Consider the following 21869-nt stretch of genomic DNA (forward strand, 5'->3'; position numbering starts at 1 on the left):
CATTGATTAGGCAAGTAGCCGCGCGCATCGTATCCCTTTTAAGATAAAGACAGATCGACAATACACAGGAAAGGGTGGTCCTTTTGAAACAAACCGCGGCAGCGGTCCCTGAGGATCGTCCGGCGGCAAAGCCGGGGAAGACGAAGGTCGCGGCCTGGCTCAAGCAATGGGATTTGCAGCTTATGGTGCTGCCCGCGCTCGTCTTGATTTTGATTTTCAGCTATTTCCCGATGTACGGCGTGATCATCGCATTTCAGGATTACTCGGTGTTTAAAGGATTCGCGGCTAGCCCGTGGGTAGGCTTCAAGCATTTCGTCGATTTCTTCCAAGCGCCCGAGCTTGGCGTCGTGATGCGAAACACGATCGTCATCAGCTTCCTGAAGCTTGCCATCGGCTTTCCGGCGCCTATCATTCTTGCAATCCTGCTGAACGAAGTGAAAAATATGTTTTTCAAACGCGTCGTGCAGACGGTCAGCTACTTGCCGTATTTCCTGTCTTGGGTCATCGTCGCCAACTTCGTGATCTCTCTGCTTTCGACCGATAATGGAAGCGTAAACATTTTTCTCCAAAACATCGGGGTCATCGACGAACCGATTCCCTACTTGTCGGTCACGGAATATTTCTGGACCATTCTCGTCACGACGAACGTATGGAAAGAGATTGGCTTTGCCTCCATCGTATACTTGGCTGCAATCGCTTCCATCGACCCTCATCTGTACGAATCCGCCGCCATCGACGGGGCGAGCCGTTTTCGCATGACTTATTTGATAACGTTTCCATGCATTTTGCCGGTCGTGATGATCTTCTCCATTCTGGCCATCGGCAACTTGCTGAATGCGGGCTTCGAAGACTTGCTGCTGCTGGGCGTCAACCCGGCGCTGCGCGACGTATCGGAGGTTCTGGACACGTACGTGTACCGGATGGGGATTACATTAAACCGCTATTCGTTCGCGACAGCCGTCGGCTTGTTTAAGGCCATCGTCAGCGTCGGCCTGCTGACTCTTGCGAACTATCTCGCGAGAAAAACCGGCAACAGCTTGTGGTAAGGAGGATGTATTGATGAAGCTGGCATTGGAAGATCGCGTCTTTAGCATCGTTATCCATATTGCGCTGCTCTTTCTGGCCTTCGTAACGTTTTATCCGTTCTGGAACTCCGCGGTCATCTCGTTCAACCTCGGTTCGGACACCAGTCTCGGCGGCATCACGTTCTGGCCCAGAGTTTTCACGTTGGAAAATTACCAAGTTGTGTTAAAGGACGTTAAAATATTGAAAGGCTTCGGCGTTTCCATCGCCCGTACGCTCGTCGGTACCTTTCTGACGATTGCGGCGACGTCCATCTTCGCTTACGGCATGTCCCGCAAGGAGCTGATCGGCCGGGGCTATTATATGACCTTCTGCATTATCACGCTTTATTTCGGCGGCGGTTTGATTCCGACCTACCTGCTCATTCGCGGTCTCGGCCTGTTCGATTCGTTCTGGGTATTCGTCATTCCGTCGATCATCAGCGTATGGAGCATGATCATCTTCCGGACGTTCTTCCGCCAAATTCCAGCCGGTCTCGAAGATGCGGCGCGGATTGACGGCTGCGGCTACTGGGGCACGTTCCTGCGCGTCGTGCTGCCGTTGTCCGGCCCGGTCGTCGCCACGCTCTCGCTGTTCACGGCGATCGCCCACTGGAACGACTGGTTCGTCGCTTCCATCTATATCAACAATCAGGACCTGCTGCCGGTTCAGGCGCTGCTGAAGCAGACGCTCGATTCCAATATCGCTTCCGAGCTGACTCAGGACTCGGCGGCTCAAAGCTTCCTCGCCAAGCGGCAATCGTACACGACCAAGTCGCTGACGATGGCTACTATGATGGTTACGACGGTTCCGATCATTCTTGTCTATCCGTTCTTGCAGCGGTTTTTCGTCAAGGGCGTGCTTGTCGGTTCCCTGAAAGAATAGTCCGGGCTTCAAAGCGCACCGCTTTAAGCATAGCTTGAAATGACAATGGGAAAGGGGCTATACAGACAATGAACAATTGGGTCAAAAAAGGAATGGGTCCGCTGGCAGCCGTCATGGCTCTGGGGACGGTTATTTCCGGATGCTCCGGCGGGGGCAGCGCTCCCGCCGACAACAAAGCGGCGGCGCCGTCCGGGACGCAGACGCCGGCCGCCTCGTCGTCGGAGCCGTGGAAAATCGGCAGCGAGCCGGTCAGCTTCACGCTCTTCGGCAACTACGGCTGGTACACGATGCCTCCTTGGGGCAAAGACGTATTCTCCAAGCACGTACAAGAGCAGTACAAAATCAACATTACCGCCATTAACGCCGGGGGCAACGCGGAAGCCAAGCTGAGCACGATGATCGTTAGCAAGGACTTGCCCGACGTCATCTGGGGCGACCGCGACAAGTTCGAGCGGCTGCGCGAGAACGGTGTCCTCGTGCCGCTTGACCCTTATTTGGACAAATACCCGAACCTGAAAAAGTGGGCGGGCGACGAAATTTTGAACATGCTGCGCTCCAAAGACGGCAAGCTGTACATGTTCCCGAACTGGTACACGAACAAGCCGACAGGCAACGCCGGCTACGTCGTCAACAAGAAAATTTACGAAGAGCTCGGCAAGCCGAAGCTGGAAACGACCGATGACCTGTACAACTACCTGAAGCTCGTCAAGGAGAAATATCCGAACATTATCCCGTTCGAGCCGGGCCAGGCCAAGGAAGGCAAAGGCGTCGACCTGCTGTTCTCCGCCTTCGCCGAGAACAATCCGGCGAGCTACGCGGGAACGCTGCGCGCCTTGCCGAAGGACGGCAAATTTACGTCGCTCTTCGCCGATCCGGTGTACAAGGAAGCGATGATCTTCGTCAACAAGTTGCACCGCGAGAAGCTCATGACGCAGGACGCGCTGACGCAAACGGTCGATCAAGTACGTGAGAGGCTTAACACCGGCCGAGTCGCCGTGTATGCCGATATTACCGCCACCGACTATGCTTCCAAAGCGGATGCCGAGCTTTCCAAGTCCGATCCGAATGCCGGCTACTTCATGATCTGGCCGATCCACAAGCCGGGACTGGACAAGAACAAAATTATGGTGGCCCACTACGACCGTCTGGGCTGGAACGCCGCCGCGATCACGGCGACGGCCAAGGACCCCGAGAAAATTTTTGCGGTGCTGGACTGGATGACCAGCCCGGACGGCATGCGTCAAATCGTATGGGGTCCGGAAGGGATGTATTGGAAAGGTCTGGACAGCGAAGGTTTGCCGAACTTGACGGACAAATTTTTCAGCGAGCCTGCAGAGCGCACAAAGAATATGAACGCGACGAACGACCTGCAATTCGTCGGCAACTCGACGTACAACGACAAAATCAAAGTGAAGGCCGAGCTCTCCTTGCCGGAAGAGAAGCGTTCCTGGGAAACGAAATACCAGGACGCCATTACCTGGAAGACGCATATGGACTTGACGGCGATGCGCGGGATCGAGCCGCCGCAGGACAGCCCGGAAGGGATCATTCGCGAGCGCTGGACCGAATTGTATAAGAAAGTCCGTGCCCAAGCGATTCTCGCCAAAAGCGAGCAAGAAGTGATTGAGATCATCGATAAAGGCGAGAAGGACGCGCAGACGCTCGGCATCGAGAAGCTTAACGACTATTTGACAAAACGCTGGAAGGAAAACGAAGAGAAAATGAAGAAGAAATAGTCCATGCGGACAAGGCAGGGTGCGCTATCGGCGCACCCTGAGCTTGTCGAGAAAGTGGTCTGTACAAAAATAGAGATACATACGGAGGTGGGGTATTCACTGGAGGAGCGCCAGCGTTCGCCTTTGTCTGCGGGAAATGTCCGCTGTTAAGCGGCTTCCAATCAATATTTCCCGCTGACCCGGGGTCCCTGCAAAGTACTCGGACTAAGCTACCCTGATTCAACTTCACTTTGCGGGGTGGAGCAGCGACCGGAAGTGAATACCCCACCCCCTCGTTGCACCTCTAATCTCCATTGACCACGTTCTCGACATTCTATAGGTGCGCTATCGGCGCACCTGCTTCCCATTTCATTCGAAGATCCAAGGCAGAGGAGGACCGACATGTACAAAGTGCTGATCGCAGACGATGAGACGCTGGATCTGGAAGGAATGAAGACATTTATTCCCTGGGAGTCGCTCGGGATGGAAATTGTGGGCGCCGTGACGAACGGGTTCTCCGCTTGCGAGCTGATCGAGACCCAGAAGATCGATGTGCTGGTCACCGACGTCAATATGCCCAACATGTCCGGCCTCGAGCTGGCGAAACGCGCGAAGGAACGGTTCCACGACGTGCGGATCATTTTTGTCAGCGGTTACAGAGACTTTCAATATGTGAAGGAAGCCCTGACCTTGCAAGCTTACAGCTACGTGCTGAAACCGATGAACGAGGACGAGCTCATTCAATCGCTCGAACGCATTCGGCGCGATCTGGATGACGCCCGCAAGCGCGAGCAAGCGGAGCATGAGGTCCGGCAGATGCTGTCGGGCGGCGCACAGTCCGCCCCATCCCCAGCTGTTGATGGCAAGACCGCGGACGGGATGGGCAAAAACGGGAAGCTGATTCAAGAAATGATCGATATGATGCGCAGCGAACTGGAGCGGCCGCTCACGCTAAAGGAAGTGGCCGATCAATTCTCCTTTTCGCCGAATTACCTCGGACAAATGTTCAAGGAAGCGACGGGCCAGACGTTCCATGAATATCTTGTCGCGCTGCGCATGGAAAAAGCCGGAGAGCTGCTGCGCGATCCGAAGCTGCGCATTTATGAGGTGGCTTATCGGGTCGGCTACCGCTATATGCCCTATTTCAGCAAGCAATTCAAAGAAACGTACCGGATGACCCCGCTGGAATTCCGCAATGGCCAATAGTCGAATCCGGTCTGCCCTCCGTTCACTCCGGCGAAGCAGCGCTGCCGCTTCCGAGGCGGAAGCAAGATATATGCCCTTCGGGTACAAGCTGATGCTGTCCTATATGCTCCTTACCTTGGTTCATGTGATCTTGTTCGGTTATTTTGCCAATTGGATATTTGTGGATTCCGTACGCAAGCAGACGAGTGAGAACGTTCAGGCGGCGCTGCGCCAAATGAAGGACAATATCGAGTACCGGATGAAGGATACGGTTCGCCTGTCGGACATGATCTACTACGACGAGACGGTGGCTTCCCGGCTGAGGAGATTGAACGAAGGCTACTACGGCTACGAATCGGTCACGCAATATTTGGAGCCCAAGTTCGATAGCGTCATCAAGGCGACGAACCACCGCATCTGGCTCGTCGTTTACTTGCGAAACGAAACCTTGCCCGAAATCTACTCGTTTTATAATGATTCGGACCCGCTGACTTATGCCGGCAAAAGCTACAACATGCTGTATCTGAAGCGGATCGCCGACAATTCGTGGTATCAGGATTTTCCCCCGGAGCGTTACGGGGTGACCATGCAGTGGCAGCAGATCGACCGGGATGCCGAGTTCGGCAATATTTCGCTCCTGCGGCGGCTCGTGGATACGGCTTCCTTCGGCCGCCAATTGGATTTCGGCTTCATGCGGCTCACCGTCAAGCTGACGGAGATGTTCGAAACCGTCTCTCCGGATTTCGGGGAAGGCACGTCGGTTCGGATCGAGGACGGGAAAGGGCAGATTTTGTTCGAGCGGGGCGCTTGGACGACCGGCCGGATTGCCCAGGTCGGGGAAAGCAATTACTTGACGATTACCGAGCCGTTCCAAGACTTGGACTGGAAGCTTGTAGCCAGCATCCCGAAGGAATCGGTCGAGAAGGATGCGAAGAAAGTGAAAGTGCTGACCGCCGTCATCGGATCGGCCAGTTTTCTGCTCTTTCTGGGTGTAGGCGGCTTCCTGTCCCGCTACTTCTCCAAGCGCGTGTCGCGCATTGTGAGGGTGCTTGATTCGTTCCGTCACGGCAGCTTCCATAAGCGGATACGCTTCAAGGGAAAGGACGAGTTCTCGACGATCTCGCAATCCATCAACGCGATGGCGGAGCATATCGACGGGCTGATTCAACAGGTGTACGTCGCCGGCATCAAGAAGAAAGAAGCCGAGCTGGAATCGCTGCAGGCCCAGATCAATCCGCATTTTCTATACAATACGCTGTCCTCGATCAGCTTGTTGGCCAAGTTCGGGCAAGTCGACCAGTTGCACCGGATGGTCAGCAATCTGGCGCTGTTCTACCGGCTTTCGCTCAACGAAGGGCGCACCATAATTCCGGTAGCGAACGAGCTGGAGCAAGCGAAAGCCTATCTCGATATTCAAAAGGTGAAATATACCGACCGTCTGGACGTTTTGTTCGAGATTGAGCCGGAGCTGCTGCGCTACGAGATGGTCAAGCTGGTGCTGCAGCCGTTCCTGGAAAATGTGCTGAAGCATGCCTGGACGGGCGACCGGGTGCATATCCGGGTTGCCGGCCGCCGGATCGGCGACGATATCGAGTTCCGCATCATCGATGACGGCGTCGGAATGACGCCGGACACACTGCGGCGCATCTCGCAGTTCGACGACGGCGAAGAAGCCGGGTACGGCATCCGCAACGTTCATCAACGGATCGAGCTGCATTACGGCAAGCCGTACGGCGTGAGCATCTACAGCAAGCTGGGCATCGGAACGTCGGTGACGATCCGTCTGCCGTGTGTGCCGCGGACGGCGCCATACGTATCCAGCCGGGCGGAGCTGGATGCCGGACGGCGTTAGGCGTAAGGGTGTTGAAACGAGCTTCCCGTATGGGGAAGCTTATTTCAATTGCTTGAGCAATTGGCTAACCCTGCCCTGCGATATGCCAATCAAATTACCCCATTCGGTTTGCGAAGCAGATGGATACTGTTCCTTCACTTCGGCCAGGCGGAGCATCGTGTCCTTATTCCGTTTTCGTTTCGTTCCGGGTACTTGTTCGTTATTCCCGTCTAGCTCCTTTAAGCAGGCCCTACAGATAAACCGTCCACGATAAAAGACAAGCTGCTCGGTGGTGGAACAAAAAATACATTCCTCTGCGCGGTACTTCCGGATCAGCACCTGCCTTTTTTCGTCATCGGCGAAAAACTCAATAGCATCGCCAAAGTCTATATTCAAAGTTCGCTGCAGTTCAATTGGCAGATTAATCCGTCCAAGATGATCCAAATGTCGGACAATGCCTGTTTTTTTCATTTTCCCGAACTCCCATAACCTAGAATAAGCTTCGTCGTGCGAATCCCCGTAGAGAAAAGGATAAAAATGCCACCGTCAGCTTTTGGAGTTCCATTCCGTTATAGAAGTGATGGACCGCCTTCTCTCTGGGCGCGCACCGTATCATTACCCTAATTTCAGATACTTCACGCTTTCTACTACATATAACGATCTATCCCGAGCAAATTTGACGAAAAAAATTTACAAAAACAAGAAACTTATTACATAAAATGATCGTTCAAACAATTGTATATAAGAGAAATGGTGTTGGAGGAATATACATGGAGCAATGGCTCACGTTCTTGCGTAACAATTTCCATCACCTGGACAACTCATCTCAAGAATTGATCTATCATTCTTTTCGGGAACTGATCTATCACGACATATACTTTTTGTTCAGGGATCACGCCTTAGCCGAAGATGTTGTACAAGAATCATTTTTAAAAGTGGTAGAGAAAGCGCCAAAGCTGGAAAACACTTCAAATATGAAAGCTTGGCTCAAAAAAGTGGCCCGGAATACCGCTTACGATTGTTTTAAAAAAAACAAAAAATACCGGCATGTATCCGACCTGCAGCTCGTTAAGGACAGTGAATACTTTTCTCCAACCGAAGAACGCACAGTAGCCGATCAGGTGGAGGAAAAAATCCGTGACGAAATGCTTCATGAAGCCCTTAATCAATTGAATTTCAAATACAGGCATGTGTTGCTTTTATTTTATATCGAAGAAAAATCATACCGTGAAATCGCCCAAGAATTACAGATATCGGAACAAGCCCTCGCTCAAATCCTAACAAGGGCCCGCAAGAAATTGTTTTATTATTTCTCAAGAAAATGGGTTGATCAAAATGAATCATATAGAGCATGATGATCACAAGCTGAAGGAATTGTTGAAACGTAACCATGCCCGTGTCGAAATCCCCGATGGCGCGGCTTCCTGGCAGCAAGTACGGCACAGGCTAAAAAAGATCGGCCGCCGTAATCTGTTCGTCCGACGTATCAAGCTAACGGCTGCGATTATTGCCTGCTCCCTGATCATCAACTTTTTGATGAATGATAATTTCCCTACAACCTACGCGAATATTGCCTCGCTGCTTAAAAAGGTTCAGGGCAATATAATTGAAATTTTTTATGAAGCGCCGCCGGCTCGGGACTCTACACACGCGAAAACAACTCCGCCTCCGGAAGAAGAGCTGCCCGCTTCGAATCACCCTGGCAGCAGCTTCGCTCCCGAGAAAACGAGTTTGGAAGAAGCAAAAAATAAATTGGCCTTCCCTCTCCTGACTCCATCCTATGTACCTGAAACATTCAGGTTAGATGCCGTATTCGTAACAAAGGAACCGAACGGAACGTATCAAGATGTCTACTTGGAATACCTCGATGAACGTGGAGAGCTGTTAAAGATCAGTCAACGAAAAATCGAAGGAAAAACGGGGGCAATCAAAACCGATATTCATAGCGATTCAGGCGAATTTATTGACGTTTTTGTGGGAGAACATCCGGCGGTCTTATTCGTGGATCGTAACGGCAGTATAACGAGCTTGGAATGGCTGACGAAGGACCGAGTTAAAATCTATATATCCGGGCCAATCGCCAAAGAGGACATGTTAAAGATTGGAACATCGTTACAGTGAATAGCGAACAAGGGGGCCCCCTTGTTGAGAAAGTGGTCAAACGGGATTATAGAGGTTACGATGGGGTGGGGTATCCACTTCCGACCGCTGTTGTCATCGGGAAATTTTGATTGGAAGCCGCTTATCAGCGGACATTTCCCGAAGACAAAGGCGGCCGCTATCGCTTCTCCAGTAGATACCCCACCTCCGTATGCTTCTCTATTTTTGTAAAAGCTCACTTTCTCAACAAGCTTAAGGGGGAAGACTCCCCCCCCCTGTTCGCTTTTTTCTTTAATCTGGAATAAGCAGGGTTGAGGAATAACGAGTACCGTCTTCCTTTGTACTACCGTAAGTAATCCAATGGAACGATTTCACCCGATAATAATAGCCGCTCGAAACGGACAAATTGTCGATGGTCTCATTCATGCGCGATGCATTGCTCATCTCCGCTCTCCCCCCTGTGTATACGTCAATCCATTCACTTCCCGTCCAACGCTGTAAAACCAACTGTATCCCGACCGTATCCACTCTACGGGTCGCAATGCTTTCCCCCCATAGACCTGCCTTCCCATTGCCGCTATAACTTATGTAGGCAGAACCGTTTTCGAGGTAATTAAAATTGGGATCAAACGGGGTAAATGAAGTGACAACTTCCGGCGGTGGCGGCGTTCGAGCTGCCATAGCTTGTCCGGGAATTGCCAGGGCAATCGCAAGCACGGCCATGATTACAATTTTTGCAGCGAATGGTCTCAACACGGATTCCCCCTTAATATTCGATTCATTATCCTTAACGCCTTATCGATTAAAAACCTAACGTTTTATTTTCAAGCAACCTGAACGCATGACAACGTCAAAAAGCTCGCTCCCGGTCGAGCCGGAGGCGAGCTTCTGTATTGCTTTGTATTGGCAACTACCAAGTTAAGGGTTCGCGACGATCGGCACTTCCCACTTCACATCACGGTGCTGCTTTTGCATTGTCTTATACGTCACCGTTAATTCCTTCGGCTCCTTTTGAAGCTGCGGGATCACCAGCACGCCCTGCTGGCTGACGGTGCCGTCCGGATTACGGGTTGACGTTTTTTGCAGCAAAGCATCGTACGCATTGCCGTTCTCGTCCTTGACCTGCCAAATATCCAGTGCGACGATATCCTTCGCCAGCTCCGCTTGAAGCTCGATCACCCCGCCTGTGCCGCTGACGGTCTGATTCCCGATTTTGGTTTCCGCCGGGTCCGTCTTCATGACAAAATTGCTGAAGGTTAGCCGGTTTCCTTGGTCCTCCGCCTGAACCGGCTTTTGCTGCAATTGGGCAGGCTTCAGCTTCGTGCTGAAATCGGCCAGCTCGTTCGTATAAACGGAGTGCAGCCTGAACGTCAGCTTCCGGTCGCCGCTCATCGGCACAAACGTATGCCACAGTTGCATGACCTCGTCCGTCCCCCTGCCCGTAATCCCGTTCACAATCGTATTTTTGTCAATGCTCAAGTCTTTATCAAGCATCAAACCTTCGTCTTGCGCCGCCACAACCTTTCCTTGCTCGTCGACAAGCTCGTATGCCACTTTGTACTCCCGAACGGCTTGTTTAAGCCGGAAAGTCTGGAACCCGCCCGGGCCCGGATTCATCTCCTCGGACAGACCGTTCTGCTTCATGATCTGCTTCTGCCGCTCGCGGACTTCGGGAGTGAGCTGGGTCTCCAGTGACACCAGCGTAGCGCTAGGTGCGAAATCGACCTTCTTGAAGTCGATCTTCAGCCCTTGCGGGGACGTATACTGCTGGTTAACCGCTACCGATTTCGTCGCCCGCTTTGCTTCGGCCAAATCGATCGGAACCGTCAGCTTCCAGCTTCCTTCTTTCCCGTCGAGCTTCGCCCAATGCACCTCGGCGGTCAATTCGTCCGGCAGCGTCCTTCCCTTGGCGGTCAGCTCGGTCAATTCCCGGCGAATCATCATATAATCGCCTTCTTTGCTCATCGTCCATCCCCCTTCTTCAGGCTTGAAGAGAGGCGTTCCGTTTTTGTCCCTAAGGACGAACTCTTGTAATCTGTTTTTCCGTTCTCCGGGCTTTAACATATCGAAATCGATTTTGTTGCCGTTCTGGTCTATCGCTTCGCACATGACCGCAATACGCAGCGTATCCGCCAATACCTCTTTGATCTTTAACGTGATGCCTTGTTCCGTTACGCCGAGATCCAACTGCTTCGCGAAGCCTTGCTTGACGGCCTCCTTGATCCCTTGATCCGCGTCTTTGCTGCTGTTGAAAATGCTTTTCACATAATCCGCGAACGTCGGCGATACGAAGGTGCCTAGCGATATAGCCACGGCCAATCCGGCCACAACAATGGTTACTTTTTTCAAAATGTCCACACTCCTCTTTTTCCAATCGATACGTTTGGGTGCGGAGCCCGGCGTTTCGGTCGCTTGCGGCTGCTCGCCCGGCACGTAAGGGTCCAAGCGGTCCAATATGGCCTGGGTAAATCCATCGTCAGGCTGCACTTCTTCGAGTGCCCGATCAAAGTCGTCCAGCGAAGTCAGCAGCCGTTCCATTTCGTTCCGGCAATCGGCGCAGTTCTCCAAATGGCGCTCCCATTGCCTGGTTTCCAACGGAGAAAATTCATGGTTCAGTTCCGCGGCCAGCCGATCAGCTCTGACGCACTTCATAGATGAACTCCCCCTCTACTCCGGAATTGGACATGCTCTCCCGCAGCTTCTGCCTGGCACGGTACAGACGCATTTGCACCGTGCTTACGGGAACCGAAAGCCGTTCCGCCATTTCCTGATAACTTAAATGTTGCACATATCTCATCACAAACACCGCGCGCTGGCTCTGATCGAGCTCCATAATCCGCTGCTCCAACGCCTGTCTCCGTTCCTTTTCCAGATAGGCGGTTTCCGGAGTGTCCCCCTGCATGAACTCGGCGTCGAAGCCGGTGATGTCGGGTCTGCGCTTGCGCTTGCGCAGCTCGTCAATACAGCGGTTAGCCGCAATCCGGTACAGCCACGCGGAAAAGCTGTGCCCCGGCGTATACTCGCTCAAATGATTATACGCTTTGATGAACACTTCTTGGGCAATGTCCTGCGTATCCGGCGAATGACCCAGCATGCGCCGAAGCAGGGCAAATACCCTTCCCTTGTATTTATCGATAATTTGAGCGAACGCCTGCTTGTCTCCATTCAGTATCCGCTCAACGATTTCGATGTCATTGTCCATCCTGGCCCTCCCTGTCCCAAAAGGTTCGCTGCGCAGCATCTGCCTTTTGCGGCAGTTACACTATGTATGACGCTGCCGAACTGGAAAACTTTCTCTCCGGCCAAAAAATTTTTCTTTGACCTCCGTCTTCTGTCACAAAAGCGGCCCCCCGCCCGCCTTAATTGGCAGAAAGGTAAAAATGGAGGGGATAAGATGAATCGGAAACGGTACGATGCCGCCGTCATTGGCGGAGGACTTGCAGGATGGATCGCCGCCATCGAGCTGGCACGGGCGGGCAAATCGGTCGTTCTATTGGAAAAATCGAACCGGATGGGCGGCCGGGCAAGAACCGCGGACAAACGCGGCGTGCTGTTCAATCTCGGCGGTCATGCGCTGTATCTCGGCGGAGAGCTGCACGCCGTGCTGCAGGAATGGGGCGTGCAGCTCGAAGGGGGCCGCGCTTCGTCCAGCCCGTTCGCCATCTGGCATAACCGGGTTTTTCCTATGCCGGCCGACCCGGTGAAGCTGCTGGCCTCCCCACTGCTCTCGTGGCGCGGGAAAACGGAGCTGGTGCGTCTGCTGTTCAAGCTGGGCCGGATCGCAACGGATACGCTGGAGACGGCAAGCCTCCGGGACTGGGCGGAGAAGGAAATCCGCGAGCCGATGGCGCGGCATATTTTCTACGCGCTGTGCCGGACGGCCACCTTCACCCAAGATCCCGACCTGCAGGCGGCCGGGCCGGTATTGAAGCAGGTGCAGCGCTCGCTGAAAAACGGCGTGTTGTATATCAACGGGGGATGGCAGACGATCGTCGACCGGCTGGAAGCTCTGGCCGCCTCGGCCGGCGTGCACATCCTATCCGGCAAAGCGGTAAGCGCCGTCGAGCAGACGGACGGAGCCGTGAGCCGGGTGGCGTGCTCCGACGGCGAGACGTTCGAGCTGTCTCAGGTGATCAGCACGCTGTCGCCGGCGGATACGTACCGTTTGGTACGAAACGCGGAGCATACTATGCTGCGCCGCTGGAAAGAAGAAGCCCGGCCTTGCATGGCCGCTTGTCTGGACCTTGGGCTGAAGCGGCTTCTTACCCCGGGACGGAATCTCGCTTTCGGACTTGACCAGCCGGTTTTTTTCAGCAACCAGTCCGCGAGCGCCAAGCTAAGCGAGCATGGTACAATAGTCGTACATCTGCTCAAGTATAACAATACCGGCGGGAGCGACCCCAAGGCGGACGAGCGGATGCTGGAGCAGACGATGAGCCTGCTGCATCCGGGCTGGGAGCACGAGGTGGTGGAGCGGCAGTATTTGCCTGTGATGCCGGTCGTTCACGATTATATGCACCTCGGGCGGACCAGCCGGTTTCCCGGGCCGGCCGTACCGGAAATTCGCGGTCTGTATGTCGCGGGAGACTGGGCGAGTCACGGAGAGATGCTGGCGGATGCAGCGGCAGCCAGCGCAAGAAGAGCAGCCCGGCAAGCCACCGCGGAACTGGACCGGATCGGCAGACGCGCGGGCGCCGAGCCGCTCTCGCTGCTAAGCGTCTAAAGGAAAACCGATGCCGGACATGGAAAAGGAGGCGCGGAAGATGGAACCTGCCGAATCGGCCGGAGAGCTGTACGTTTCCTACAAGCCCCTGCTGTTTTCCCTTGCTTACCGCATGCTGGGGAGCGTGATGGATGCGGAGGACATCGTGCAGGAGGCATTCCTGTATGTGAACGAAACGAAGCTGGATCACGTTCAAAATATGAAATCTTACCTGTGCAAGCTGGTCACGAACCGCTGCATCGACCGGCTTCGCTCGGCGAGCAAGCAGCGCGAGGTTTATGTGGGGCCGTGGCTGCCCGAGCCGTTAGTCGCCGAAAGGGACAGCGAAAGCGAGCCGTCCCTCCGCTATTTGCAGAAGGAGTCGATTTCCACCGCCTACCTGCTGCTGCTGCAGCAGCTCTCGTGGACGGAACGGGCGGTATTTCTGCTGCGCGAGGTGCTGCAGTATGAGTACGACGAAATCGCCGAAATCGTAGGCAAGAGCAGCACGAACTGCCGCCAAATCTTTCACCGCGCGAAGCGGGCGGTCAGCGGCTTACCCGATCCCAGAGACGAACGGCAGACTGTCATACCGGCGGGCCGAAGGGAGGCGCATCTGTCAACGGAGCAGATCGGCGATCTGATCGAACGGTTCGTCCAAGCGCTGACCGCGGGCAATCTCGCGCAATTGATGGACGTCCTGTCCGCGGATGCCGTTCTGTACTCCGACGGAGGCGGCAAAGTTACCGCGGCGGTTCGTCCCATTCAGACCGCCGAACGGATCGCGCGCTTTCTGGAAGGAATTATGCACAAATTGGCGGGATCGTTATCGATTCGCTTCGCCGACGTCAACGGGCAGACCGGCCTTGTTTCTTATACGGACGGGCGGATTTCCAGCGTTATTTCGTTCCAGACCCGGCATAACCGGATTACCGGCATTTATCTCGTGCTCAACCCGGATAAATTAAAGCATGTTCTATAGCTCGTCCGGCGTACCGGCAGAGGATCGACTCTTCTGCCGGTTTTTTGCCGTCTCATGGCATGGATGATTCGTTAACCCGAATATGCTATAATTAGTTAACAATAAATCATCCCAAACCTCTATGCGGAAATGGAGAGACGCCCTATGAACAGCATCCGGCTCCGCGGCCATCATCTGCTTTGTCTGCTCGGGTACCGTGGAATGGGGTACTCCGAATCGTTTTGCGACAATATGACGGCCGTGTACGAAACGCTCCGGAAGCATCCGGACACCCGAATCGAGCTTGTCGAAGGACCCGATGACATCTGCAGCGCGTTTCCGAAGGACCAGCCCCCGCATTGCGACGGCCATAGCGTATACGACCGGGACGCCCGCGTGCTGGGCAAGCTTGGGCTGCATACCGGCGCCACCATGACGTGGGCGGACATTTGCGCCGCCGTCTCCGCGACCATGCGTCCGAACGACATCGGTCTGCTGTGCTCGACCTGTCCTTGGGAGCGCTACGGCGTCTGCAAGGACGGGGTCCGCCTGATCCGCAGCGGTGAGCCGCTGCCCCCGGTCGCTAGCCGGTAACCGACGCGACCGCAGCGGCCGAAAAAATCGATATAGGGAAACTGGCCCTTTAACATCCAGTCCATCCCGAGGTATGATAAAGAGACGTACTTCTACAAGCAAGGATGGTTGGAACGGAAATGAAAGTCGGTTTGGTTCGGCATTATAAAGTCAAAAAGGATTATCCGTCGCAATTTCTGATCTCGGCCAGGGAGCTCGATCAATGGTTCGCCGAGTATGATGAATCTGACATCGAGCTCGGTCAAACCGACCTGGGCGGCATCGAATGGAACCGCTGTTATGCCAGCGATATGTCCAGAGCGGCCCGCACGGCCGAGCACATTTATGACGGCGAGATTACGCAATGGAACATGCTGCGCGAGGTTCCGCCTCCGTCGTTCCGAACGAGGATACGACTGCCGCTCATGATGTGGGCGGTGCTGATCAAAACCTCGTGGTTTACGGCCCCCCGGTCGATGCCGGAAAGCATGGACGATACCCGAAAACGGGCCGACGCCGTTCTGGACGAGATTTTCCGGCAGGGCGACGGGAACGTGCTTATCGTCAGCCATGCCGCCCTGATGATGACGATGAGAAAAGCTTTGCTGGCGCGCGGCTTCCGGGGACCGAAGTATGGCACGCCGGAGAACGGCAAGCTATATTTGTTCGAAAATTAACGCGAAAGGTGAGTGCCATGGCGAAGAAAAACAAGCCGGCGGCTCCTCCGAGCGCCGCTTCCCAAGACAAACCCGCGACGCTGAAGGATTTGTTGAATCCGGACGTCGTGAGCAAGCTGAAAGCGCAGGCGGATCAGATGAAGGCCGAAGCCGAGGTTCAGCGCGAGGAAGCCCGAAAGCAGGCGGAAGCGGCCCGCAAGGCCGAGCAGAAGCGGCTGGACAACGACTTCGAGTATTTGCTGAACAACAGCGGCATGGACTGGAAGAAATATAAGTAAGCGGTAAGAACGATAAAACCTCCAAAATCACGGTCAGACGTGATCTCGGAGGTTTTATTTTTCCCCTAAGGAGAGTATAGGTTACTTACCGGGCTCCAGCTTGCGAAGCTCGTTATCGCCATCGAAAGCGGACGGATAGTACAGATCGGCGCCTGCAAAATACAGCGAGGTAGCGCGTGCGTTGCCCAGAGCGGTATGTCCGGTGCCGTCGATGCGGATTTTCTCGATCGATGCCGAGCCCATGATACCGAAGGAGCCGCTTATAAAATAAATCCAGACGTCACGGTATTGGAAGCCGCCCATCAGTTGATCCGACGAGTACAGAGGGATATTCACCGTCCCATCCGCGCTCATCTTGTAAATCCCAGTCTTTCCCGCGCTGACGGTTGCATAATAAACCCAACCGTCGACGACCGTTACAGCATTCACTTCATCCTGCAGCTTTTTCTTGCCGGTGCCATCGGTTTTGATCCGGAACAGGCTGTCCGGCGCATGCTCCTTGTCCTGCATCATGAAATACATCAGGTCCCCGTCAAGGTAAAAACGCACCCGACCCGGCCCGAGACGATAACCGTATCCTCCGTCCCGTCGGTCTTCATCTTGTGAATGCCGTTTATTATCAAGCCGTTGCCGGCAATGTAATAAATCCAGCCGTCCCGGACCCAAACGGAGTAAGCCCCTGCCGAACTAATCTGCGTCCGCTGCGAGCCGTCGGTTTTCATTTTGAAAATGCCCAGGTTTTTATCGGCCGCCTTATCGCGGGCCGTATAATAAATCCAGTCATCTACGACGTTGATGGATAACGCGTTATCTTCCGACAACGTCTGCCTCCCGCTGCCGTCCAGCTTCATCTTGACAAGACTGTTCGGTCCGTAGTATTTGTTCGCCGGGTTCATATAGATCCAATCGCCCTGTACGGCCAATTGCCCGCCGTTTGCGATGTTCAGCGCAGCGGTTTGCGGGGCATCGGCGCCCGGAGCCTTTTCGCAAGCTTGTACGCCGAAGCCGTTTGTCGCGTCCCAGCTCGTCGTCCAGCCGAACGCATCATGGGTATAGTTCCAGGTCATTGGAAAATAAACGATGTTCCGGAAAAGCAAAAGCGGGTATTGCTCCTCCGCATTGGAGATCGCTTTGCCGTTCACACCGACCGGAAAGGGCACGAGCGTCGCCTTCATCCCTTTGTCGCTGTTCTCCTGAGAGGTCAGGTCTTGGCGGACGACGGGATCGCAGGATTCCTGCTTCCCGATCGCGAGTCCGTTCACGGGGTCCCAAGCGGTGGTCATGCCGAGCGCCCGGGTATAGTTCCACGTCATCGGAAAATACACCGCTAAGAATGAGCCTGCTGGCAGCACGAAACGTAAACACGAAGAAGCGGCCTCGCACCAAGCTTCTGTCCTTCTTGGGAGACCGCCTCTCATTTGCGGGCGCTGCTATTTATTGAATTTTTGCAGCCTTTTGTAAAAGGTGCTCCGGGGAACGCCCAGCATTTGGGCAGCTGCGGTGACGTTACCCTTGGTCTGCTGCAGCGCTTCGGTCATTTGCTCCATCTGGATCTGCTCGCGCAGCGACAGCGCCATTGGCGGGGCTGGGGTCGAGTCCAGCAGGGCTGGCTGCGGACGGAAGCCGTCGAACCGGCTCAGCGCTTCGCACGGATCGGCATCCGCTCCCTGCGTCATAATATGCAGCCGTTCCAGGACGTTCATCAGCTCCCGGATGTTGCCCGGCCAATCGTACTGCATCAACCGGTCGAAAAAGCGTTCCGGAAACGAAATCGCCCAAGCCCTCCGGCTGCAATAAAAGCGGACGAGATGCGGAATATCTTCTCTTCTTTCGCGCAGCGGTGGCGCCTTGACCGGATACACGTGAAGCCGATAGTACAGGTCCTCGCGAAACTTTCCTTCCTGCACCAATTGCCGCAGATCGCGGTGGGTCGCCGTAATCATCCGAAAGTCGAGCGGGACCTCCTGCGTTCCCCCGACAGGCGTCACTTTCCGTTCCTGCAGCACTCGCAGCAGCGCCGCCTGCATGGAAAGCGGAATTTCCCCGATTTCGTCGAGAAAAATCGTTCCGCCGTTTGCCTGCTCGAATTTTCCTTTGTACCCGTTCCGCCGGGCTCCGGTAAACGCCCCTTCCGCATAGCCGAACAGCTCGCTTTCCATCAGCTCCTTGGGGATTGCGCCGCAATTGACGGCCAAAAACGGCCCCGTCCGGCGGGGGCTGTTCTCATGGATCGCTTGGGCGATCAGCTCCTTGCCCGTCCCGGTCTCCCCCAGAATACAGACGCTCGCATCCGTAGGCGCGACCCGCTTCATGTCATCGAGCGTTTGCCGGAATGCCGCGCTTGTGCCAATCTCCCCTTGAAACACAAAGGACTCCGAATCCTCTGCAACCACAACCTGCCGCGGGAAAAATACCGGCTTGGCGGCGGTTGACGGTGTTTCCTGCAAATAGACGCAGGTGCCAATCATTCCCCCGTGCGAATCCGACAGGACCGGAACGGTCAGCCGGGTTTCCAGCCCGAATCCGGCCAGCTCGTAAGCCTTTAAGCCGGCCCAGGCCGGAATACGCCGGCGGATCGACCTGCTGGCGCAGACGATCGCCTGTTTGCTGCTGCAAACGATCACGGGCTGATCGGTTTCCAGCCGGTCGGCGGTTTGACGGACCAGCTCCATCTCGTCTTTGTGCAGCCGTATGCTGAGATCGCGTTCGATCGCATAGGCAATCGAAGTGACCATACCGAGCATGTAAGGATGGGCGCGGTCCACCGGACAGGAAACGTCCAGAACGCCGATGATCTGGCCGTCGTCGCCGCGGATTGGGGCTGCCGAGCAGCTCCAGCGGTGGGAAGCGATCGAATAATGCTCCGACCCCGTCACCATGAGGGGCTCTCCGGCCAACAGGGCGGTGCCGATGGCATTCGTACCGACCTCGCCCTCCGTCCAGCGGACGCCTTCGACAAAGTTGATTTTTCCCGCTTCTTGGCGGACATGGAGGTTCCCGGTCATCGACAATACATAGCCTTCCGGGTCAATGAGCAGCGCGATCATGCCCAGGTCGTCGATGAAGCCGTTCATGCGCTCCAGATGCGGCTGCGCCATATCCCGAAGCAGGGCGTTCTTTTTCTTCTGGGAATGAAACCGGTCATTGGTTAACACAAGGCGGCCTTTATCCAGATGAGGATTCACGCGCGCATCCCGGGAACGGTACCAGGATTCCACGATTCGTTTGTTCAGCCGGGACGCATCCAGAACGCCTTCGTTGACGAAACGCTCCCATATGTTTAAACTCAATGCGGTTTCAAGCATAAGACCCTCTCCCCTGAATGTATATTTTAGATATAATTCAAAGTCCGCTTAGGGCTGTACGAGCGTGAAACGTGTCACTTTGATTATAAACGAATAAGATAGCGCTTACAATCAAACCTCGGTCTCAGATGCGCAGCACCGGATAAGCGTCAGGGCTTGGGAGAGACAAGAATTTTGATCTGTTCCTTGCTGCCGACCAATTCCTCGAAGCCGTCCGGGACCAAATGGTCCAGCCGGATCTTCTTCGTAATTAATTTATCCACTTGCAGCCGACCTTCCGAGATAAGCGAGATGACGGCTGGGAAAATATTGCGGTACGCAAGCACGCCCTTCAGCTCGCGCTCTTTCAGCACGAGAGTATTCGGAGCGATCGACGCCGGTTTTTCCCAGATGCTTACAATCACCGTCTGACCGTCGGTTTTCGTGCTGCGGATCGCATCGTTCAGGCAGGCTTCGATGCCGGTAACTTCGAAGCTGACGTCGACGCCTCCGGGAACGAGCTGGTGCACCGCTTCGACCGCGTTATCCTTTAACGGGTGGATGACGTGATGAGCGCCCAGCGCGAGCGCCATTCGTTGTCTGGCTTCGGAGATTTCGACGGCAATAATCCGGCTCGCGCCCGCCGCACGGGCGGCTTGAATAACGAGCAGGCCGATGGGCCCCGCCCCGTAAACGACGCAGCTGTCCCCGGCCTTAAGCCTGCTTTGCCGGACGGCATGAACGGCGACGGCCGCAGGCTCCACCATGGCGCCTTGCTCGAAGGTCATGGAATCCGGGAGCTTATGAACCATGCTCTCTTTCACCGAGGTGATCTCGCTGAATCCGCCTCCGCCTCCGCTCAGTCCATGGAAGCCAAGCTCATCGCACAAGTTGTATAAGCCTTGCCGGCACGGAAGGCACGTCCCGCACGCGAGAATCGGCTCAACCGTTACCCGGTCCCCGACTTTGACCTTCGTCACTCCCAAGCCGACCTCAACGACTTCGCCTGCAAACTCGTGCCCCAGAATGACGGGAACCCGTTCGTTCGTCAACGGGTGGGGCTGATCGGGAATGAAGATCGGCCCGGCCAAATACTCGTGCAAATCCGTTCCGCATATGCCGCACCACTCGACCCGAATGTTGACCATGCCCGGCCGGACCGGCGGTTCCGGCGCTTCCTCCGTACGCACATCGCGAATACCATGCCAAAATGCAGCTTTCATCAGCGGACCTCCTTAAACATGCACCGCGTGGCCGATGGCGCCCAGAATGGCTTCGTGAACCGCTTCGGACAATGTCGGATGAGCGGCGATAAAATGTTCCATCAGATCGGCAGTCATCTCGGTGTGCAGCAGGACGGCGCCTTGGCCGATCAGCTCCGTCGCTTTCGGACCGACGATGGAAATGCCGACAATTTCATGGTATTGCGGCTCCGTCAGCACCTTCACTCTGCCGACCGGTTCGTTCAGGATCAGCGCTTTGCCGTTGGCGGCAAACGGAAATTCCCCGACGCGGATGTCGCCATACCGTTCTCTGGCCTGTTTCTCGGTCAAGCCTACCCCGGCAATTTCCGGAGAGGTGTAGATGCAGCGTGGAACCGCCCGGTAATTGACCTTCGCATCGGCTCCGGAAGCATGCAGCGCAGCGACGGTGCCTTCGTGAAAAGCGACATGCGCGAGCTGAATGCCCCCGATAACGTCGCCGCAGGCATAAATATGGGGAACGCTGGTCTGCATATGCGCGTTGACTTCGATCCCCTGCTTCGTATAGCGGACCCCGGCGTTTTCCAGACCGAGCCTGTCCGTTCGCGGTTTCCTCCCGATCGCGACAAGCACGCGGTCGGCGGTGCCTTCGAAAACCCGGCTCTCGGTCTCGAAAACCGCCAGCTTCCCCTCCGGCTGCAGCCGCTTCACGGCAGTTGACGTATAGACCTTCACGCCCGCTTGCTCCAGCTCCCGCTGCAGGATGGCCGCCGTGTCCGCGTCTTCGCCCGGAAGCAGCTGGTCGGCCATCTCGACTACGGTCACCCGGCTTCCGAGACGGCTGTAGATGCTCGCGAACTCGCAGCCGATGACGCCGCCTCCGATAATGAGCAGGGAAGCCGGAACCGCGGGCAGCGACATCGCCTGACCGCTGTGAATGACCCATTCCCCGTCGAAGGGCGCAAAAGGCAGAGCGACGGGCTCTGAGCCTGCGGCGATGATGAAGCGGTCCGCTTCCACGGCCTCCTGCTTGTCACCCTGCATGACGTGCAGCTTACGGTCCGTGATAAAGCTTGCCTGCCCCCGAAGCACTTGGATTTTATTTTTTTTCATCAAATAACCGATGCCCTGCACCAGCTTGTTCACAATCCCGTTCTTATAGCTCTGCACGGCGTTCCAATCGACCTCGACCCGATCCGCAGGCAGCACTACGCCGAACCGGCCGGCGTGCTTGACCTTCTCAAGCGTATCCGCGCTTTCCAGCAGCGATTTGGTCGGCATGCAGCCTTCGTTCAGGCACGTTCCTCCCAGCTCCTTCTGTTCGATCAAGGTCACCCGCTTGCCCTGCCCGGCGGCGGCAATCGCCGCCACATACCCCGCAGGGCCTCCTCCGATAATGGCTATCGTCTCCATG

At 55.3% G+C, this 21869-nt stretch carries 21 protein-coding genes; 12 read left to right on the forward strand and 9 right to left on the reverse strand.

Going from position 1 to position 21869, the window contains the following annotated elements:
* Nucleotides 1-182: 182 nt before the first annotated feature.
* The 5 genes from QJ48_RS21560 to QJ48_RS21580 all read left to right on the forward strand — a co-directional run bounded on the left by QJ48_RS21560 (nt 183) and on the right by QJ48_RS21580 (nt 6699).
* Nucleotides 183-1046 carry a sugar ABC transporter permease gene (locus QJ48_RS21560; protein WP_237763009.1) on the forward strand — a complete coding sequence of 288 codons (864 nt, stop codon included), beginning with the start codon at nt 183-185 and terminating at the stop codon, nt 1044-1046.
* Between the two features lie 10 nt (nt 1047-1056).
* The gene (locus QJ48_RS21565) at nt 1057-1947 is read left to right on the forward strand and encodes a carbohydrate ABC transporter permease (protein ID WP_054975561.1); all 891 of its coding nucleotides are present in this window, start codon (nt 1057-1059) and stop codon (nt 1945-1947) included.
* 68 nt (nt 1948-2015) lie between these two features.
* Entirely contained in the window at nt 2016-3683 is a 1668-nt protein-coding gene (locus QJ48_RS21570; RefSeq protein WP_054975562.1) for an extracellular solute-binding protein, read from the forward strand.
* Between the two features lie 381 nt (nt 3684-4064).
* Nucleotides 4065-4868: a response regulator gene (locus tag QJ48_RS21575; protein ID WP_054975563.1), complete on the forward strand. Its 804-nt coding sequence runs from the start codon at nt 4065-4067 to the stop codon at nt 4866-4868.
* A gap of 70 nt (nt 4869-4938) precedes the next feature.
* Nucleotides 4939-6699, forward strand: a complete 1761-nt coding sequence (locus tag QJ48_RS21580; protein WP_054975564.1) for a sensor histidine kinase — start codon at nt 4939-4941, stop codon at nt 6697-6699.
* Between the two features lie 39 nt (nt 6700-6738).
* Here QJ48_RS21580 and QJ48_RS21585 read toward each other — a convergent pair whose 3' ends face one another.
* Nucleotides 6739-7149 (reverse strand): AbrB/MazE/SpoVT family DNA-binding domain-containing protein, encoded by a 411-nt coding sequence (locus tag QJ48_RS21585; protein WP_054975565.1) that lies wholly within the window; start codon nt 7147-7149, stop codon nt 6739-6741.
* A gap of 299 nt (nt 7150-7448) precedes the next feature.
* Between QJ48_RS21585 and QJ48_RS21590 the strand changes: the two genes are divergently transcribed.
* Both QJ48_RS21590 and QJ48_RS21595 read left to right on the forward strand, forming a co-directional pair.
* On the forward strand, nt 7449-8033 hold the full coding sequence (locus QJ48_RS21590; RefSeq protein ID WP_054975566.1) for an RNA polymerase sigma factor: 585 nt from the start codon (nt 7449-7451) through the stop codon (nt 8031-8033).
* Complete coding sequence (locus QJ48_RS21595) at nt 8014-8799, forward strand: DUF4367 domain-containing protein (protein WP_054975567.1); 786 nt, start codon at nt 8014-8016, stop codon at nt 8797-8799. Before QJ48_RS21590 ends, QJ48_RS21595 begins: the two co-directional genes overlap by 20 nt.
* A gap of 270 nt (nt 8800-9069) precedes the next feature.
* Here the strand turns inward: QJ48_RS21595 and QJ48_RS21600 are convergent, their stop codons facing one another.
* The 3 genes from QJ48_RS21600 to QJ48_RS21610 form a co-directional block, all read right to left on the reverse strand.
* Nucleotides 9070-9531 (reverse strand): hypothetical protein, encoded by a 462-nt coding sequence (locus tag QJ48_RS21600; protein WP_054975568.1) that lies wholly within the window; start codon nt 9529-9531, stop codon nt 9070-9072.
* A gap of 165 nt (nt 9532-9696) precedes the next feature.
* Entirely contained in the window at nt 9697-11430 is a 1734-nt protein-coding gene (locus QJ48_RS21605) for a DUF4179 domain-containing protein (protein WP_054975569.1), read from the reverse strand.
* Entirely contained in the window at nt 11411-11980 is a 570-nt protein-coding gene (locus QJ48_RS21610; RefSeq protein ID WP_054975570.1) for an RNA polymerase sigma factor, read from the reverse strand. Before QJ48_RS21610 ends, QJ48_RS21605 begins: the two co-directional genes overlap by 20 nt.
* A 192-nt stretch (nt 11981-12172) precedes the next feature.
* Here QJ48_RS21610 and QJ48_RS21615 point away from each other — a divergent pair, with 192 nt between their 5' ends.
* From QJ48_RS21615 to QJ48_RS21635, 5 genes are all read left to right on the forward strand, one after another.
* Nucleotides 12173-13501, forward strand: coding sequence for an NAD(P)/FAD-dependent oxidoreductase (locus tag QJ48_RS21615; protein WP_054975571.1), 1329 nt, complete (start codon nt 12173-12175; stop codon nt 13499-13501).
* Between the two features lie 40 nt (nt 13502-13541).
* On the forward strand, nt 13542-14462 hold the full coding sequence (locus QJ48_RS21620; RefSeq protein ID WP_054975572.1) for an RNA polymerase sigma-70 factor: 921 nt from the start codon (nt 13542-13544) through the stop codon (nt 14460-14462).
* 144 nt (nt 14463-14606) lie between these two features.
* Entirely contained in the window at nt 14607-15035 is a 429-nt protein-coding gene (locus tag QJ48_RS21625; protein WP_054975573.1) for a DUF1284 domain-containing protein, read from the forward strand.
* A 119-nt stretch (nt 15036-15154) separates the two neighbouring features.
* Nucleotides 15155-15691, forward strand: coding sequence for a histidine phosphatase family protein (locus QJ48_RS21630; protein ID WP_054975574.1), 537 nt, complete (start codon nt 15155-15157; stop codon nt 15689-15691).
* A gap of 17 nt (nt 15692-15708) precedes the next feature.
* Nucleotides 15709-15969, forward strand: coding sequence for a YqkE family protein (locus QJ48_RS21635; RefSeq protein ID WP_054975575.1), 261 nt, complete (start codon nt 15709-15711; stop codon nt 15967-15969).
* Nucleotides 15970-16050: 81 nt separating this feature from the next.
* Here QJ48_RS21635 and QJ48_RS21640 read toward each other — a convergent pair whose 3' ends face one another.
* The 5 genes from QJ48_RS21640 to lpdA form a co-directional block, all read right to left on the reverse strand.
* Nucleotides 16051-16491, reverse strand: coding sequence for a DUF5050 domain-containing protein (locus QJ48_RS21640; RefSeq protein ID WP_054975576.1), 441 nt, complete (start codon nt 16489-16491; stop codon nt 16051-16053).
* Nucleotides 16491-17282 (reverse strand): DUF5050 domain-containing protein, encoded by a 792-nt coding sequence (locus QJ48_RS21645; protein WP_162238536.1) that lies wholly within the window; start codon nt 17280-17282, stop codon nt 16491-16493. Before QJ48_RS21645 ends, QJ48_RS21640 begins: the two co-directional genes overlap by 1 nt.
* Nucleotides 17283-17399: 117 nt before the next feature.
* Nucleotides 17400-19274: a sigma-54-dependent Fis family transcriptional regulator gene (locus tag QJ48_RS21650; RefSeq protein ID WP_054975578.1), complete on the reverse strand. Its 1875-nt coding sequence runs from the start codon at nt 19272-19274 to the stop codon at nt 17400-17402.
* 149 nt (nt 19275-19423) lie between these two features.
* Nucleotides 19424-20476, reverse strand: a complete 1053-nt coding sequence (locus QJ48_RS21655) for a 2,3-butanediol dehydrogenase (RefSeq protein WP_054975579.1) — start codon at nt 20474-20476, stop codon at nt 19424-19426.
* Between the two features lie 12 nt (nt 20477-20488).
* Complete coding sequence (lpdA, locus tag QJ48_RS21660; protein ID WP_054975580.1) at nt 20489-21868, reverse strand: dihydrolipoyl dehydrogenase; 1380 nt, start codon at nt 21866-21868, stop codon at nt 20489-20491.
* Between the last annotated feature and the right edge of the window lies 1 nt (nt 21869).

The sequence above is a fragment of the Paenibacillus sp. A3 genome, from assembly GCF_001399685.1.
Taxonomy (GTDB): Bacteria; Bacillota; Bacilli; order Paenibacillales; family NBRC-103111; genus Paenibacillus_G.